Here is a 14680-nt window from a genome sequence, read left to right on the forward strand (position 1 = left end):
CTACTGCAGGGGCAGTGGTCGGTGGCGGTGGCCGCCTGGCTGCTGCCGCTCGTGGCGCTTGGCGCGCGTGGCAGCATCGCCGCCCAGTGGGTGTGCTCGCTCACCCCCACCGGCGCAATCGCGGCCGCCCTCCACTCGCGGCGCTGGCTGTTCAGCGCCCTGACCTGCGCACCCTGGGTGGTCGCCGGTGCGATCGCCGCCGTTGGCGGCGGGCACGGCACGTCCTCGGCGCAGGCCGCCGCCATGTTCGCCCCGCGTGCGGAGGCGGGCGTCGGCACCCTCGGCGCGCTGCTCGGCCTGGGTGGGATCTGGAACGCGCACGCCGTGCCCGCCTCCCGCGCCTCCGGCTTCGCCCTCTTCGGCGTACTGCTGTTCGCCGTGCTGTGCCTGGCGTGGCGCCACGTCCCGCGCCGCCTCCTCGCGCTGGCGGGCCTCGGTTTCGCGCTGGCGCTCGCGTCGTGGGCGGGCTGGCTCACCCCCATCATCCAGCACGTTCCCGGCGGCGGCCTCCTTCGCGACGCCCACAAACTCCTCATCCTCGCCATCCCCGCCTACGCCACCGCCGCCGGCAACCTCCCGGGGCTTCGCGCCCAGCTCGCGGGCAGTTTCGCCCTCCTCCAGCTTCTCGACGCCCCCTTCGCCCTCTCCGCCCTCACCCCAGTTCCGGCGTCCTCCCTCCCGATCCCGCACGTCGACGACCAGGGCAGCGACGTCTTCTTCGTCGACCGCCCCGCCCTCACCCGACGCGCCGACGGCGCCATCATCGTTGACCCCGCCCCCAAGATCATGAACGTCGTCGAGTCCGGCGCGCTTCGCGTTGGCAACGTGGAAGTCGACCCGCCGTCCCCGCGCTGGTCCGCTCTCAACGCGGACGTGGGGCGTGCTGGCTCGATGGGCGTCGGCGTGGTGGTGTACCCGGATGGCCGCTCAGTAAACACGGGGGCCGCGCCCGTCGGTTTGCCGCCGCTTGGCCTCGGGCTGTTCGCCCTGTGGTGCTGTTCGCCGCTGATTGCGCTGCTGACCAGACGCATGAGATAGTTGGGACACACCCATTATTGGAAAGAATACAGTATTTGTGCGGGCAGGTTAAAGTAAACTCCAGGTAAACCAGAGTTGAACAAGGAGCGTAACCATGCAGATTCAGTCCAACACCATCTAGAAGCGCGTACTTCGCAACATCCGCCACGACCTCCTCGAGTCCTGGACCCCACAATTCAGCGAAGCCGAAATCAACGACGCCTTCGACACCGTCCTCGCCGAGCACTGCAGCACCGCAACCGTCGAAGACTTCATCCCCGTCCTCGTCGAAGCCGAGATGCTCAACCGCCTGCGCGCAGGCAGCCTCCTCGCGGCCGCCTAAACTCCGGTTCACTCATACTCAACGCGCTATGCCTGCCCCCATCCCCCTCCCTTCCATCTGCGAAAAGTTCCCGCGCCCTGCGTCCGGGAACTTTTTCGCGTTTTCGGGGGCCTCGGCGGCCCTCCGGACGCGTTTCCCAGGCCACTTCGTTTGCTCGCTCGAGCCCGCTGAAATAGTTCCCAAGCCGCTCGGGAACCATTTTGCGTTTTGCAGCTGCTCCGGTCGACCGACGTAGTGTTTCCCCAGGTCGCGACGACTGACCACAAAGAAAGTTCCCAGGGACCACGGGATAATGGAAAACAAGGCACATGCCTAGGAACAAAAACCGGGGCACTTCACCACCATCTTGTTGAGGCCAATGGCTAGGGTAAAAGCGGATTCCGTACTTTCCACCCTGCAAAATGGAAATCTCCATCCTAATACATGATTCTGCTGTTGAATCTGCCAAATAGAAGGGCTGATCAGGTTCGTAATACCACGTTTCAGGCCCTCCAGCGATGCACTCACCAGTGGAGCGCCCTCATATGGGAAAACAGAAAGACAAAAGCATCAAACGTTGAGTACTAGTTCAACACTTGATGCTCTTTCTGTGAAACATTCAGTCAGTGAGCTGAATGGTCAGAGTAGGTTTTCCGAGTCTATTTCTTTCCATCGTTGAGCTGCCGTGCCACGTTGTTTAAATGCGCTTACGAGGTCGCGAGCTACTGCGGGATGTCCTACGATGTGGCTTACTTTTGATAGTAGTTCGTTACTATCAGTCGCTTCTGAGTTGAGGAAATCTAGGATTTCTTGTCGAGTCCTGTATTCTTGTTCGAAGGTGAGGTCATGGCGTAGGCACGCTTTATCCCACGCTTTATGCCCTTCGGGGGCTGAGTTGAGTAGGATTGCGATCCGTCCTTGGTTAAGTTCTAATTGGGAAATGCGATGCTCGATATTGTTCATGTTTTTATAGGGCCAGCCAAGCAATAACGGCTGCGATCATCAGTGAGTAGGACGTACCGACGATTGGTTCTAGGGCTGTAGTGAGCTTTTCTTTCACGATGTGGTGTGCCAGATCTGGTAGCTCTGCTACCTCATCGATTTCGTCGGCAATTTCGTCACTATGCTGCAGAATCTTTTTGCGTGCTCCATCGTCTAGTGTGTCACCAGCTCGCTCGATGAACTTTCAGGTGTATTGCGGAGTAGCCATGAAATACCCTGTAGGGATTTCTTGGCGATGAATCCTTTAACTCCATACGGCTGCACTTCAGGGGTCTCTGATTTGAAGGTGCTGTGTGCGAGGTTGGAGCTTCCTTGGGTACTTGTCGCAGGCGCCTGCTCAGTTTCTTTTTCTGTAGCGTTAGCTACTGCGAATTGTCCAGAAGATGCAAGAAGTGTGCCTGCGACAACCATGGCGGCGATGCGGTGTTGTTGTTTTTGCATGTTAAATATGCTTTCCGTAGATATTGGCAGTGGTGCTAATAATGATAACTTCTACCGAGCTATCGCGCAGGCCGAGTTTCGGCGATCTAAGATTGCTTCGGTCACCAACCTTCAACTTCCTCACACCTAGTGAACGGGGTGAAGGAAGTCAATTGAAGTGCCCCAGATTTTCCCATCTGCTCAGACGGAACAAAACCTGGGGCACTTCAGTCCTTCCAAAGGGAACGAAGAATGTCGGCAACATCGACTACGTAGCGGGTTGGTTCATCAAGGCCGCAGAGTACATGGGCGACCACACCGTACGCACGGCATTCGTATCGACCAACTCGGTTGTCCAAGGCGAACAGGTAGCAAACATTTGGTACCCAATCACCCAATTGGGCTTCCACATTGACTTCGCGCACGACACCTTCCGTTGGGCGAACGAAGCAAGTGACCAAGCTCATGTCTTCTGCGTCATCGTGAGCTTTTCAAAGCAAAAGGTCACCCCGCGCTTATTCCACTACGAGACGCCAGACTCAAACCCGATGGATCTCCACCCGAGCCACCTCAACACATACCTGGCCGACGCGCCGGATATTTTCGTCTGGAATCGCAATAGGCCCCTTTGCGACGTACCTGTCATCGGCATCGGCAACAAACCAATTGATGATGGAAATTATCTCTTCACCGAAGAAGAAAAAGACGAGTATCTTGCCAAAGAACCGTTCGCTTCAAACTTCCTCCACCCTTGGGTCGGTTCTCGCGAATTCTTGCAGGGCAAGAAGCGTTGGGGACTTTGGCTGGGTGATGCGAGTGCCGAGGACTTCAAGAAAATGCCTCTGGCAAGAAAACGAGTTAAGCGAGTTCAACAGTATCGAGCAGCCAGCACCAGTGCACCCACCCGGAAACTTGCTGATACTCCCTCGTGATCGCGGGAATGATTTCAGAGTCCTCCGCTCACCCACCCACTACTGCTACCGTTAATTCTGGTTCACGCTGATGTCCCTACACGGTGATGTGAGCGTGACTCCCGCTGTCGGTGCGCGGTAGGCCCGCGCGTGACGTGGGCCGCCCCGTGCGCCTTGTTTGGCGAGGGACAACCCTACGACGTTAGGGAGGTAGACAATGGGTAAGCACTCATTGGATACGCCCGGTCACAAAGGAAAAGACCCCGCCACCAAAGGAGCTGCAATCCTTAATTTGGTGAGCGGAGTCCTCAACGTTGTGACCGCTATCGTGAAGTTCATTGCGGTGATACTTCACATGGATCGTTAGGCCCGAGAGCTTCAACTAGCTGCAACTGGTTGGGGCTCTTTTTATAGAGCAGCGACAGTCCGGCAACGAACCATGCTGTCACATTTCAGGCTAACGAGTGCTCACCACTTTTGCAATACCCTTCACCGCCTTGCATACCAATGGGAGACCTCGTTCCGCCAGGTCATCCTCGAACGCGTTTCCCAGGTCACGACACCTGTCCACGAAGAAAGTTCCCAATACCACTGCGCCTTCGCACCACATTCCTGTTTTCCCCTGGAGAAGGTGCGACATTTCCCCAGGTCGCAACCACTGCCCAAAGGAATTTGGTGTCGCCCTAGCCGACTCGAGTGACAAAGGACGCAACCCGCTTTTCACGACCTGGGCTTTTGCCGGAGTCTGCCGGGAGGCGTCCTTTGTCACTCGCTGCCCAATCTGAGCACCACATTCCTGTTTTCCCAGCGAGCTGATTTACAAAACCCCAGGTCACGAAAAACCCGTGAAGGAATTTGGTGCACACCAGCCCATCCTCACGCCCCAACGATGCTCATAGCGTGCGATTAGAAGCTTGCGATGCAGGTCGCACATTTTCAACCGGCCCGTCCGATTTCCGGCGACCAGCATCGCACGCTCTTAACACCTCGATACGAGCACAGAACGAGCAACACGGCCACCGCGGCCCAGCCGCAACCGCCACCAACCTGCTATCGTGGTGCGCAGGCCACTCAGCGAGCACCAGCCCGACCGGTTTCCTCGGGCGCAATTGGAAACCACCCAAACCTGTAACCCGGTGGCTTTCCGGGTCCCTGTGATTGATCCCTAAGCCTGCACAAGGTACACGGGCACAGTGCACATGAGAATTGGGAACTACCACGGTGCTGGGGGTGGCCGCCTATTTTTTTGAAGGAGGATGCGATGTTGTTGGCAGAGGCGCTGGCGAAGCGGGCGCAGGCACAGGATCGGCTGAATGAGTTGGAGCGTCGTTTGACGCGGAATGCGCGGATCCAGGAGGGGGATACCCCTGTGGAGAATTCGGAGGCGTTGCTGCAGGAGTCGGCGTCGGTGCTGCAGAGCATTGAGACGCTGGTGCGCCGGATTAACCACACGAACGCGTCGACACCGTTTGAGGGGGATGCGACGTTGACGGATGCGATTGCGCGTCGGGATGCGTTTTTGCGCGCTCGGAGGTTTTATAGCGCGGTGGCGGATGCGGCGTCGGCACGCGCGGATCGGTATTCGGCCTCCGAGGTGCGGTATGTGTCCACTGTGGATGTGGGGCAGTTGCACGCGATGGCGGATAAGGCGGCGAAGGAGTACCGAGAGCTGGATACGAAGATTCAGCAGTTGAACTGGTCGACGGAGCTGCTCTAAAGACTGTCGATGAACTGGGTGAACTTGCGCCCAGTTTCCGCCCACGAGTAGGTCCCGGCGCGCTGTTGCGCCTGGGTGCCGAGGGTTTGGCGGAGGGGGGCGTCGTCAAGAAGGTGGGCGACTTCGGTGACGAACTCGGCGTGCGTGCCCACGAGCATGCCGGTTTCGCCGTGCTGCACTGAGTCGGCGAGGCCGCCTGCCGCCGCGTAGCCGATGGTGGGGACGGCGTGTTGGGCGGCTTCGATGACGGCGATGCCCCAGCCTTCTTTGGCGCTGGGCATGAGGTGGAGTTGCGCACGGGCGAGCAGGGCGTGTTTGTGGTCGTCGGCGACGTGGCCGTGGAAGATGACGCGCTCGCCTGCGAGGTCGCCGGCGTATTCGCGGAGTTGGTCTTCCCACCAGCCGGAGCCGATCACGTCGAGCACCACGTTGTCGAGGGCGGCGACGGCGTCGATGGCATGCTCGATCTGCTTGTGCGGCACGAGCCGGGAGAGGGTGACCACGTGGGTGTGGCCGTCGTCGGCGAGGGTGGGCAGTTCGGCGGGCACGGGGTCCACCCCGTTTTCGATGATGCGGATCGCCGCCGGGTCCACCCCGAGCGCCTCCAAATCACGTTTCGACGCCTGCGAGACCGTCACGTACGGCGCCCCGCGGTACACCCTGGGCGCCACCTTGGATTCCAGCCACCACCCGAACCGCCCGATGATTGGCCCGGCCACCGGCCACTGTTCCTTGTGGCAGTGGTGCGTGAGCAGCACGGTCGTGGCCCGCGAGTAGAGGCGTGCGAAGAAAGGGATGCCGTTTTGGGTGTCCACGATGATGTCGGGCCGGTGCCGCCACGCGGCGAATGGCGCGAGCAGGTAGACGCTGTATTTGCCGCCGGCACGTTCGAAGCGGATGCCGTTTCGCCGGGTAACGCGCGGGGCATCGGTGTGTTTCGCGGTGCGGTAGATCACCTGGTGGCCGGCGGCCGCGAGCGCTTCGCCGACGCGTTCCAGGTACGCCTCGGAGCCGCCACCTTGTGGGTGGGTGGAGTCGCGCCAACACATCAGCAGTATCTTCATTGTCATGTACCGTACCCGCCACCTGGCCACCTTGGCACGTTCGTTGCGCTTGTTGCGCTCATTTCGCTATGAGCAGTTCCGCCCCCGCATTTTCTACGAGGGGTTGGCCCGCGACACCTACCAGCTTCTCGACGCCCTCTCCGCCGACCTCACCGCATCCCCCCTGCGGGGCAAGTCGGTGTTAGACGTGGGCGGTGGTCCGGGCTATTTCGCCGAGGCCTTCGCGGACACGTTCTACGTGGGCGTGGAGCCGAGCGTCTCGGAGCTGTCCGCCGCCGGTATTTCCGGCTACGGCTCCGTTCGTGGCGACGGCACCGCGCTCCCCTTCGCCACGGACTCCTTCGATGTGGTGTACTCCTCCAACGTTGCCGAGCACATCTCGGATTGGCAGACGATGGCCGAGGAGATGCTGCGGGTGGCCAAGCCCGGCGGCCTGGTGGTGTTGAGTTATACGGTGTGGCTGGGCCCTTTCGGCGGACACGAGACCGGTCTATGGGAGCACTACGTGGGTGGCGAGTTTGCCCGCCGCCGCTACGTGGCCGCCCACGGGCACGAGCCAAAGAACAAGTGGGGCGAGTCCCTCTTCGCGGTGTCGGCAAAGGAGGGTTTGGCATGGGCGGAATCGACCGGCAGGCTCCTCGCTGCGTTCCCGCGCTACCACCCACGCTGGGCCTGGTGGCTCACGCGAGTGCCCCTGCTTCGCGAGTTTGCGGTTTCCAACCTGGTGGTCGTGCTGCGCGGGTAGGATCGGCAACTATGAAACTCCCGATCCAATTCCAAGCCCCATCCATATTCGCAGCCGTGTTGGCGGTGGTCTCCATCGTGGTGGCCGTCGTGATGGGCGAAACCAGTTCGAAAGCGCCCGTCGTGGAACCGCGCGGCGAGCAGTCAGTCATCCAGGTAGTCACCGAAGATGGCAAGTCAGCGGGCGTATGCTCACTCGGTGGCCTGCGCCAGGAAAAGGTGCACTATACCGACAAGAACTCTGTCTACTACTGGAAGCTCGAGCCGGGGGAGAAACGCATCGACGCGTCCTGCCCGAGCGTCGCAGCCCTGTCGTCCGGTCGAGTGGATCTGGAAGGCCACGCGCAGGTCAGCAACTTTGATAAACCACAGGTCGTCAAGATCACTGTTAAATAGCGTCGAGCGGTAAAGGCTTACAAGGAGCATCTTGAAACAGCAGTCCCGCTTCTCTTCCGATTTAGCGTGATCTGCGATCACCTCACTGATGCCTTTTATTTGGCTTTCTCCCGCCCCTCGACGGGGTGGTCACTTTTGTATACTGTTTCCCTGTTTTTGCTTGCCAAGTAAGTGGGTTGCTCTATCTTCAAAAGTGCGTAGCAAATCCGCTGTGCTCCAGCGGAATGCTGTGGCTGCCCGTCGGAAAGTCGCTGTGCGGCTTACTGCCGAGACAACCACCACACCTCCGGTGGCTACTGTGAGGGCTTCCTCGACCTGCGCTGCGTCTGCGTGTAAAAGAGAATGGAACATATGCTTGAAATTAGCGATATCAGCAAAACCCTCTCGGGAAAACCTATTTTCGATAAAGTTAGCTTTTCCGTAAAGCAGGGCGAATTAACTGCTATCACCGGACCATCCGGGAGCGGCAAGACTACCCTACTTAGCTGCATCATCGGAATCAACCAACCAGACTCCGGTACGATTTCACTATCTGGAAAGACCTACTCAAGTTTCCCCGAAAAAGACCGCCGTAACTTTCGGCTCAAAAATATCGGTGTAGTAGATCAAGGAAACCGCTTAATTGAGGATCTGACATGCCGAGATAACATCCGGCTGATTGCTGAGATGTCCCAAGGTGGAAGAAGGAAGAGTCTCGCTACGGCGAAGGAAATTCTCAAGCAATTAAATATGGAGGCTTATGAAGATCGCTATCCCAGTTCGCTCTCGGGGGGCGAACGTCAACGCATTAGCATTGGATGCGCGCTAGCTAACCGCCCCTCACTAATTGCTGCAGATGAACCAACCTCTAGTCTTGACGATGAAGCTGCCAGGGTTGTGATCGATCTGTTTCTAGAGTTTGCCCAGAAATTCCAGGTTCCGGTGGTGGTGGTTACTCACGATGCCCGAGTAACTAAGCATGTATCCGCTGTCTACGAGATCGGTGGTTCGTGTGTATCTCGGTAGCCTAGCGAAGCGGAATAGAAGCGAAGTATTCGTTGTGGGCTTTTTTAACCTAGCGCTGCTGGTGATCCTGCTTCTTCCGATCATGGGAATAATGATGCTCGTAAATGCGGATGAACGCACCCATTGGCAGTCTCCGGAGATTATCGCGGGACAGCAGAGCTCCACAACATGGTCGATCGCTTCCGGCGACGGAGTTTTGGAACTGATATCTGCTACGCCTGCCTACCTCAGCAAAATCCCTCTTCAGGGGCAGGCTCGATCGTTCAACTGTGCCACAGGGGCAGGTGATAACGCTCCGGACAGGTTCGTTCGATACATGGAGGATTTGGAATGCACTTCCACAATTAAAGATACGGCGGTCGCAGACTCCCGGACGGTGAACATTGTTATGCCAACAGATAAGGCAGTAGACAGCTCCGCCACTGCGACCAAGGATCAGGCACCTGTACTTGATCAGACCGTCATTTATATAGTTTTGGTCTACTTTATTGTTGTCGTGCTTCCTTGTCTGGTGTGTTTTTGGAATGTGTCCAAGATCTTCGACCCTGCATGGGAGGAAACTGCTCGGGTTCTTGCGCTGCGAGGCGCCGGGAAGTGGGTCGCGGCTGCGTTGCTGTCGGCTGCACCGTTGGCCGGTCTTCTCGTGAGCGTTGTACTTTCAGTAGCCCCCTTATATCTCGTATCTCGCATTCTCGAAAAGGTGGTCTGGGAAGGCCGTGGGTTCCTCCCTGCGGATGCTTTCGCTGGCCTAGTAGGAGCATTTGGCTGTGGGGTTCTTATCACCATCATGGTGGGCGTCGCGACGTACCTGAGGAGGATGAAACTCTTTGCAACGACTGCATAAATGGCAATTAGCTGCTTTTCCTGTTGGCATAGTAGCAGCGGCCCTGATGGCCATCGCATCCGAGATATTTTCCCTCCCAATCTTGGTTCCTTTAGCCTTCCTCCCTATCATTGCTGGGCTAGTGTATCTTGCGCCATTTCTAGCCCTCGGCGCCGGCTGGTGTTATGAAAAAGTCTTCGGCGGAGGGATCCAAGGGACTCTAGTATCAGCTTCCCTTCGCTACCGTGCAACCTCCATTGGTTCGAGCGTAGTGCTCTTATTTTGCATCTGCGCAGTATCGACTGTGACAGTTGGTTTAGCGAATGCCGGACTTGGACAGGTGAGCTCGGGACTGAGTTACTGGAAGCCGGGGATTCACTGGGGAGGTCTTCGCGATGATGCTGAGATTGAGGCCACCTACGAAGAATTCACATCTCCGGGGGTAATGGGAACATTTGGACAAGGACGACTACTGCGGGAAAACCAACGTTCAATAAACGCGTTCGTTATGTCCTGTCATGAATATGCAGAGCTAGCCACTGACGACCCCGTATGTCCAGCCGATGACGCCGAATCAATGTTGATCCCGGTGGGAATGGACGCAGCATCTCTATCTTCTCAATTCGTCATCCCGGTCACAGACACTGAACTAGACCTACCGCCACTACGGATCCAAGAAGTTCCCGGACTCACGGAAATTCTCATTTCGACCTCCAGTGAAGAAATCAACAACGTGGGCAGATATCTATACGCAGATTTGGATCAGCTCCCATCTAATGTTGTTTTGTCTGCAACCATGCAAACCAAGTCCGGATTGACATCGCAGGAAAGAATCGACAATGTCAACTCTGCCATGTCATCCGGGTACGGTGAAGCGGCATCTGCGTTGACGCTCAGTATTATGCTATTCGGACTAGCCGCAGTGAGCGGAATCGCTATTGCAGCGATCAGAGACCGCACTAGACTAGTCAAGGTTCTCACCCTACGGGGAGTACAAGATACGGTCGCTAAGAATCTTGTCCGCATCGAAACGATCAGTCTTACTCTCCCCTTCGCGCTGTTTGGGTGTATCAGTGGCACTCTTCTAGCTGCTGCAGTCGCTCAAGTATCGAGTCTAAATCCTCGGGATGCTTTCACTCCTCATGCACTGGGGATACTGGCGGCTTACGTCGCTGCAGTACCTATCATTACTGAAATCCAGCTTCGCAGAACGGACGGTCAAGATGATTAATCCTGCATGGCTGGTCCAGCTAGTGGGACTTCGGATTGTTGACAAGCGAAGCTCCGAACGGTCAATCGGCAGATTGTTAGGACCACGGATTTAGTAACACTGTGGTGAGTTTCCAGTAACGCCCGGGTGAGTATCGAGTAACACCCGGGCGTCGACCATGAGCAGCTACTTTGTAGTGGCTTCTAAGCGCATGTTCGGACCTTGAAGCGTGATGATCTCAGCACCAACAACAAGCCGATTGAGTATCGACTCGGCGATGACAGCATCCGGGATGGACTTGTACCACTCATCGGGCGTGAACTGGGAGGTGACAATCGTCGATCCCCGATGTTCACGCTCAGCAAGAATGTTGAGCAGCTGGTGTGCTGTGGCAGCATCAATCGGTGTTGTTAAGAAGTCATCAAGAACGAGTACGTCTGCCAGGTGTAAGTCTTGAAGAAACTCCATGCGTGCTGTGTCATCATAGCGTAGCACCATCAGCTGGTTGGCCAGCGTGTCTGTGCGGAAGAAACGCACAGAGTAGTCGACCGACCAGAAAAATTTCTACCACGACTTGCCCAATTTTGATTGGATCACTGTGATTGCCAAACTGAGTCTTGAGGTCGCGCCGAAGCGCGCGATGAGGTGGGAGACATGCTTTTTTACCGTCGCTTCGGAATACTTCATTGCGGAAGCTATTTCAGCATTAGATAGCCCCTGGCATATGTAATGTAGAATGCGCGCCTCTACCTTAGTAAGGTCCTCATAGGCTGAAAAGAAGTCCACTCGGTGGGATGCTGGGGGTGTGGAAACTTTGTCAGGGATGTAATCAACGAGTCTGCTCAGGGCCTGTGGAGATACCGTGATTCCGCCAGTGAGTGGGTCTCGAACTGCGGAAATAATTGCCTGTGGTCGTGAACTCTTAAGAACATAGCCAGCACCACCACCGGCCAGCACTCTGAGCATTGTCTCGTCACTGTCAAGTGCAGTGATCGCTACGAATGGAGGCGGGTCCGTTCGCCGCTGAACCTCGCTCAACAACGTCACCCCGTCCATCTCCGGCATGTGAATATCGGCCAGAATGATATCGAGAGGGACGTTGTCGAGCACGGTGAGAGCCTCGACTCCATCGTGCGCTTCTGCCACAACGCGGATGTCTTTAGTAGTGGCGAAATACTGTCGGAATGAGGATAAGACCCGTGGGTCATCATCAACGAGAAGAACCTTTATTTGCGCAGTATGTTCGCTCATTTCTTGTAGCTTATTTGCTCCATGGCAGGGCTGGATGATGTTTACAGGAGAAGATATCGGTAATAGTGCCGACGATCGCAACAGCGTTATTTTCGATGTGGGACTCTTGGGGCTGGGAAATTTGCGGCGTTACGGAGACTTGTTCAGCCACCGCCGAGGGGGCGATTAGCAGGGTCAGGATTAATGCTGCTGTGAGGGGAGCAATGGAGCGAAGTCGACGGAAAGGGATCATTCTCTGTCCTCTTTCTGCATCTAGGGGGCATCTCTGGGCTATCTCATTATCTCGCATCAAGTAGCCTCCGTTGCCCACAAGCGAAGGTTATAGACGAAAGTGACCACCGTTCTGGGGGTGTCATTGTTTCTGCTGAGGGATCCGTAACTCGGTATTCCATCGGGTGGAGCTTGAGACTGTCCGCATGTCGCCTCCGATGCCTTCGGCTAGCTGTGAAATAGCCGGAAGACCCAGTCCGGTGGTTAAATCCGATGCCGGTTTTCTGCTGCCAACAGTATTGATGAAGCTGATGGTGACATAGCCGTCGTGGTCCTCCACAGTGAGTGTCACTGTGGAACCGGGATTTGCGTACTTGATGATGTTGGTAGCCACTTCTTTCAGTACCTCTCGGAGTACGACAAGGCCATTTGGGTTAAGGGAAAGGGCCCGGAAAGAGCCCCTTGTTTCCACGGTGAAACCATGTGCTTTTAGGAAGCTGACTATCTGATGAAACTGGTCGGCGGCAGATGGTTCCAAATCGCTAGAGCAGGATGAAGAGTCGCTGCTAAGAATACGCAGTAGACCCCGCACCTCTTTCATGGAATCGCGCGCCTGCTCTGCGATTGCAGCAAGTTCCACCTGGGTTTCAGCAGCAAAGCCTTGCTGCAGACTAAGCGTTTCTGCACGCATCACCACTGAGGTCAACGACGCTGCTACGGAGTCATGCAATGCTCTTGCTAACGATGCTCGGCGAGCTCGGATGTCATTATCCCACTGCTCCATCAAGTCTCTTCTCTGAATGATGACGCGGTAAAGGATGTGGCCGAGAAGAACTGCAGCTGCAAGGAATAACGCCCAGACGGTAGATGCCAGCAGATCAGGAGGAAACAGGACCCCTTCTGAAGGGTTGACTGAACCTGAGTACCAAATCAGGATACTTCCGGCTGCCGCCGCTGCTGTGTGGCCACGGTAGGCAACAACTGCAGCGACAAGCGGGGCAAAGAAGGTGAAGGCCGTGGCTCGGATATCTGGCTGTACCGATAAAAGAAGAAATAGAACGAGATATCCGGCCCAGGTAGGTAGCGGGAAACGAGGTACTGCAATGAGACATAAGAGATTCAATGCAGTCGCTGGAATCGTCCAGGGATTGGTAAAAGTACCAGGTTGCAGGAAAAAGTTACCTGCCACCGCCAGGATCCCTACGAGGCCAGTCCAGTAGGGGAGAGGCAAGGGCTTCAGCTTGGACCATATTTTTATCAATGATGCTGGCTTCATATTTACCCCATACTCCTGAAGCTTCTTCTGACTGTCAGCAATCTTAGCTGTATGCGATTCTGAAGCTACAAAACGTAATTCCCTCTTACTTGTTTTCAGGCAGATACGACGACTCTTCTCCTGCAAAAGCACCTGTTGAAGCACTCGGTTAAAGACCGTCGGACTTCTAGACGCGTAATCCCCGGAAAAGTTTCTTGTAAATTAGTACAAGCTTGCCGACACTCTCAACCAGCATACTGAGGTGAAGTGTCCTAGGTTTTATTCCGTTTGAGCAGACAGAAAAATCTGGAGTATGCCAAGATGATTTGACCAGGACGCAAAGGACCGTACTGCCCGCCTTATCGATGCTCGTATCTTGGTGGGCCGGAGACTATCCCCATGAGGATGCGTGCATGATCGTGGCACCGAAAACGCGAGGTTGCTCCGTGAAAATCCAGCGCTCCGCGATACTAATGAGGCACTAGGGCTGCCTCACCTTTCTGCGTCGGAAATAATCCAGTTCATCGATGAATACCGAATTCGTTTCTCTGTCGAGTTCATCTGTGGGACGTTGAAAGATAGCCAAGCTAGTGGGTGCATCATATCGCTTGGTTATCGCCAGGCCAAGGCCTGCGGTTAAAGTGCTCGTCGCCATTGTGATGTTTTGCTCGTTGAATGCATTAGTGCTATTCATCGGGCCCGGTGTCGGTGTGCGGAAATGGGGCATACTCTTCACCGTGACGAAATCGATGTCGGTCGTGAGCAAACTGCACGGTTGATGCGACAGGCCGACGTTTCTGACAAAAGCAAAAGCGGATCACAATCCGTAAGCCTAATGCGCCTCCTCTTCGCCAGGACTGGGTGGAGTGTGAATTCAAACCCAGGACCCGAACAATCTGCGAGTGGCAGACATTACGTATGCACGACGAAGAAAAGCTTCGTGTATGTCGCGTTTGCCATTGGCGTTCATTCTCGACGGATCGTTAGATAGGCGTTATCAGATTCCATGCACACCGAAGTTTTACCGCTGCAAGCTCTCAGCCAGACGATCGCGTCTGCTGAAGAAACAACAGGTCTCAGTCACCACCCGGATCACGGGTCGCAGTATCTCGGCGTTGTCTACAACGAGCAACTCGCCCAGTACGGGTTCGCTGCTTCCACCGGAACTGTTGGTGACACCTATGGCAATTGACAATGCTCTTGCTGTAATTGTGAACAGTTCCTACAAGAACGAGCTGATCCATACTCGCAGGTGAAATGATGCTGTCGAGGGAAAATCGCGATATTCGAATGGGCGTCATTGTGGAACGAGACAAAGCTCCACCAAAGCTTG

At 56.0% G+C, this 14680-nt stretch carries 15 protein-coding genes and 1 pseudogene; 10 read left to right on the forward strand and 6 right to left on the reverse strand.

Annotated features, from left to right (window positions below; translation table 11 throughout):
* Positions 1–90 precede the first annotated feature (90 nt).
* Complete coding sequence (locus BJP07_RS01345) at positions 91–1038, forward strand: hypothetical protein (protein ID WP_255365889.1); 948 nt, start codon at positions 91–93, stop codon at positions 1036–1038.
* Positions 1039–1174: 136 nt separating this feature from the next.
* Positions 1175–1360, forward strand: a pseudogene (locus BJP07_RS11550) (three-helix bundle dimerization domain-containing protein); the annotation flags it as partial.
* Between the two features lie 1134 nt (positions 1361–2494).
* On the opposite strand, the gene BJP07_RS11385 reads toward BJP07_RS11550, so the two are convergent.
* Positions 2495–2782: a hypothetical protein gene (locus BJP07_RS11385; RefSeq protein WP_252931550.1), complete on the reverse strand. Its 288-nt coding sequence runs from the start codon at positions 2780–2782 to the stop codon at positions 2495–2497.
* Between the two features lie 41 nt (positions 2783–2823).
* Between BJP07_RS11385 and BJP07_RS01365 the strand changes: the two genes are divergently transcribed.
* Both BJP07_RS01365 and BJP07_RS01370 read left to right on the forward strand, forming a co-directional pair.
* Positions 2824–3693: a DNA methyltransferase gene (locus BJP07_RS01365; protein WP_143109623.1), complete on the forward strand. Its 870-nt coding sequence runs from the start codon at positions 2824–2826 to the stop codon at positions 3691–3693.
* A 1240-nt stretch (positions 3694–4933) separates the two neighbouring features.
* A complete protein-coding gene (locus BJP07_RS01370) occupies positions 4934–5389 on the forward strand; it encodes a DIP1984 family protein (protein WP_071565709.1) in 456 nt (151 codons plus the stop codon).
* On the opposite strand, the gene BJP07_RS01375 is transcribed toward BJP07_RS01370, so the two are convergent.
* Entirely contained in the window at positions 5386–6453 is a 1068-nt protein-coding gene (locus tag BJP07_RS01375) for a glycosyltransferase family 4 protein (RefSeq protein ID WP_071565742.1), read from the reverse strand. The two genes, BJP07_RS01370 and BJP07_RS01375, sit on opposite strands and share 4 nt — an antisense overlap.
* A 4-nt stretch (positions 6454–6457) precedes the next feature.
* Here BJP07_RS01375 and BJP07_RS01380 point away from each other — a divergent pair, with 4 nt between their 5' ends.
* From BJP07_RS01380 to BJP07_RS01400, 5 genes are all read left to right on the forward strand, one after another.
* Positions 6458–7198: a class I SAM-dependent methyltransferase gene (locus BJP07_RS01380; protein ID WP_071565710.1), complete on the forward strand. Its 741-nt coding sequence runs from the start codon at positions 6458–6460 to the stop codon at positions 7196–7198.
* A gap of 11 nt (positions 7199–7209) precedes the next feature.
* Positions 7210–7593, forward strand: coding sequence for a hypothetical protein (locus tag BJP07_RS01385; protein WP_071565711.1), 384 nt, complete (start codon positions 7210–7212; stop codon positions 7591–7593).
* A gap of 351 nt (positions 7594–7944) precedes the next feature.
* Positions 7945–8598, forward strand: coding sequence for an ABC transporter ATP-binding protein (locus tag BJP07_RS01390; protein ID WP_071565712.1), 654 nt, complete (start codon positions 7945–7947; stop codon positions 8596–8598).
* Between the two features lie 34 nt (positions 8599–8632).
* Entirely contained in the window at positions 8633–9442 is an 810-nt protein-coding gene (locus BJP07_RS01395; protein ID WP_071565713.1) for a hypothetical protein, read from the forward strand.
* Entirely contained in the window at positions 9426–10652 is a 1227-nt protein-coding gene (locus tag BJP07_RS01400; protein ID WP_143109624.1) for a hypothetical protein, read from the forward strand. The genes BJP07_RS01395 and BJP07_RS01400 overlap by 17 nt, the downstream gene beginning before the upstream one ends.
* A gap of 165 nt (positions 10653–10817) precedes the next feature.
* On the opposite strand, the gene BJP07_RS10930 is transcribed toward BJP07_RS01400, so the two are convergent.
* From BJP07_RS10930 to BJP07_RS01415, 4 genes are all read right to left on the reverse strand, one after another.
* Positions 10818–11168, reverse strand: a complete 351-nt coding sequence (locus tag BJP07_RS10930; RefSeq protein WP_071565715.1) for an ATP-binding protein — start codon at positions 11166–11168, stop codon at positions 10818–10820.
* 27 nt (positions 11169–11195) lie between these two features.
* A complete protein-coding gene (locus BJP07_RS10935; RefSeq protein WP_071565716.1) occupies positions 11196–11882 on the reverse strand; it encodes a response regulator transcription factor in 687 nt (228 codons plus the stop codon).
* Between the two features lie 10 nt (positions 11883–11892).
* The gene (locus BJP07_RS10940; RefSeq protein ID WP_143109625.1) at positions 11893–12114 is read right to left on the reverse strand and encodes a hypothetical protein; all 222 of its coding nucleotides are present in this window, start codon (positions 12112–12114) and stop codon (positions 11893–11895) included.
* Between the two features lie 120 nt (positions 12115–12234).
* Positions 12235–13512 carry a sensor histidine kinase gene (locus tag BJP07_RS01415; RefSeq protein WP_143109626.1) on the reverse strand — a complete coding sequence of 426 codons (1278 nt, stop codon included), beginning with the start codon at positions 13510–13512 and terminating at the stop codon, positions 12235–12237.
* 841 nt (positions 13513–14353) lie between these two features.
* Between BJP07_RS01415 and BJP07_RS10820 the strand changes: the two genes are divergently transcribed.
* Positions 14354–14539: a hypothetical protein gene (locus BJP07_RS10820; RefSeq protein WP_083584004.1), complete on the forward strand. Its 186-nt coding sequence runs from the start codon at positions 14354–14356 to the stop codon at positions 14537–14539.
* Positions 14540–14680: the final 141 nt, after the last annotated feature.

It is taken from the genome of Corynebacterium sp. NML130628, assembly GCF_001875665.1.
Classification (GTDB): domain Bacteria; phylum Actinomycetota; class Actinomycetes; order Mycobacteriales; family Mycobacteriaceae; genus Corynebacterium.

What these genes read in the sequence shown, in the direction of transcription:
- BJP07_RS10940 (WP_143109625.1), bottom strand. Translation starts at nt 12,114, where the DNA reads ATGATCCCTTTCCGTCGACTTCGCTCCATTGCTCCCCTCACAGCAGCA.
- BJP07_RS10935 (WP_071565716.1), bottom strand. Translation starts at nt 11,882, where the DNA reads ATGAGCGAACATACTGCGCAAATAAAGGTTCTTCTCGTTGATGATGAC.
- BJP07_RS01385 (WP_071565711.1), top strand. Translation starts at nt 7,210, where the DNA reads ATGAAACTCCCGATCCAATTCCAAGCCCCATCCATATTCGCAGCCGTG.
- BJP07_RS01380 (WP_071565710.1), top strand. Translation starts at nt 6,458, where the DNA reads ATGTACCGTACCCGCCACCTGGCCACCTTGGCACGTTCGTTGCGCTTG.
- BJP07_RS01365 (WP_143109623.1), top strand. Translation starts at nt 2,824, where the DNA reads ATGATAACTTCTACCGAGCTATCGCGCAGGCCGAGTTTCGGCGATCTA.
- BJP07_RS01375 (WP_071565742.1), bottom strand. Translation starts at nt 6,453, where the DNA reads ATGAAGATACTGCTGATGTGTTGGCGCGACTCCACCCACCCACAAGGT.
- BJP07_RS01370 (WP_071565709.1), top strand. Translation starts at nt 4,934, where the DNA reads ATGTTGTTGGCAGAGGCGCTGGCGAAGCGGGCGCAGGCACAGGATCGG.
- BJP07_RS10820 (WP_083584004.1), top strand. Translation starts at nt 14,354, where the DNA reads ATGCACACCGAAGTTTTACCGCTGCAAGCTCTCAGCCAGACGATCGCG.
- BJP07_RS01390 (WP_071565712.1), top strand. Translation starts at nt 7,945, where the DNA reads ATGCTTGAAATTAGCGATATCAGCAAAACCCTCTCGGGAAAACCTATT.
- BJP07_RS11385 (WP_252931550.1), bottom strand. Translation starts at nt 2,782, where the DNA reads ATGCAAAAACAACAACACCGCATCGCCGCCATGGTTGTCGCAGGCACA.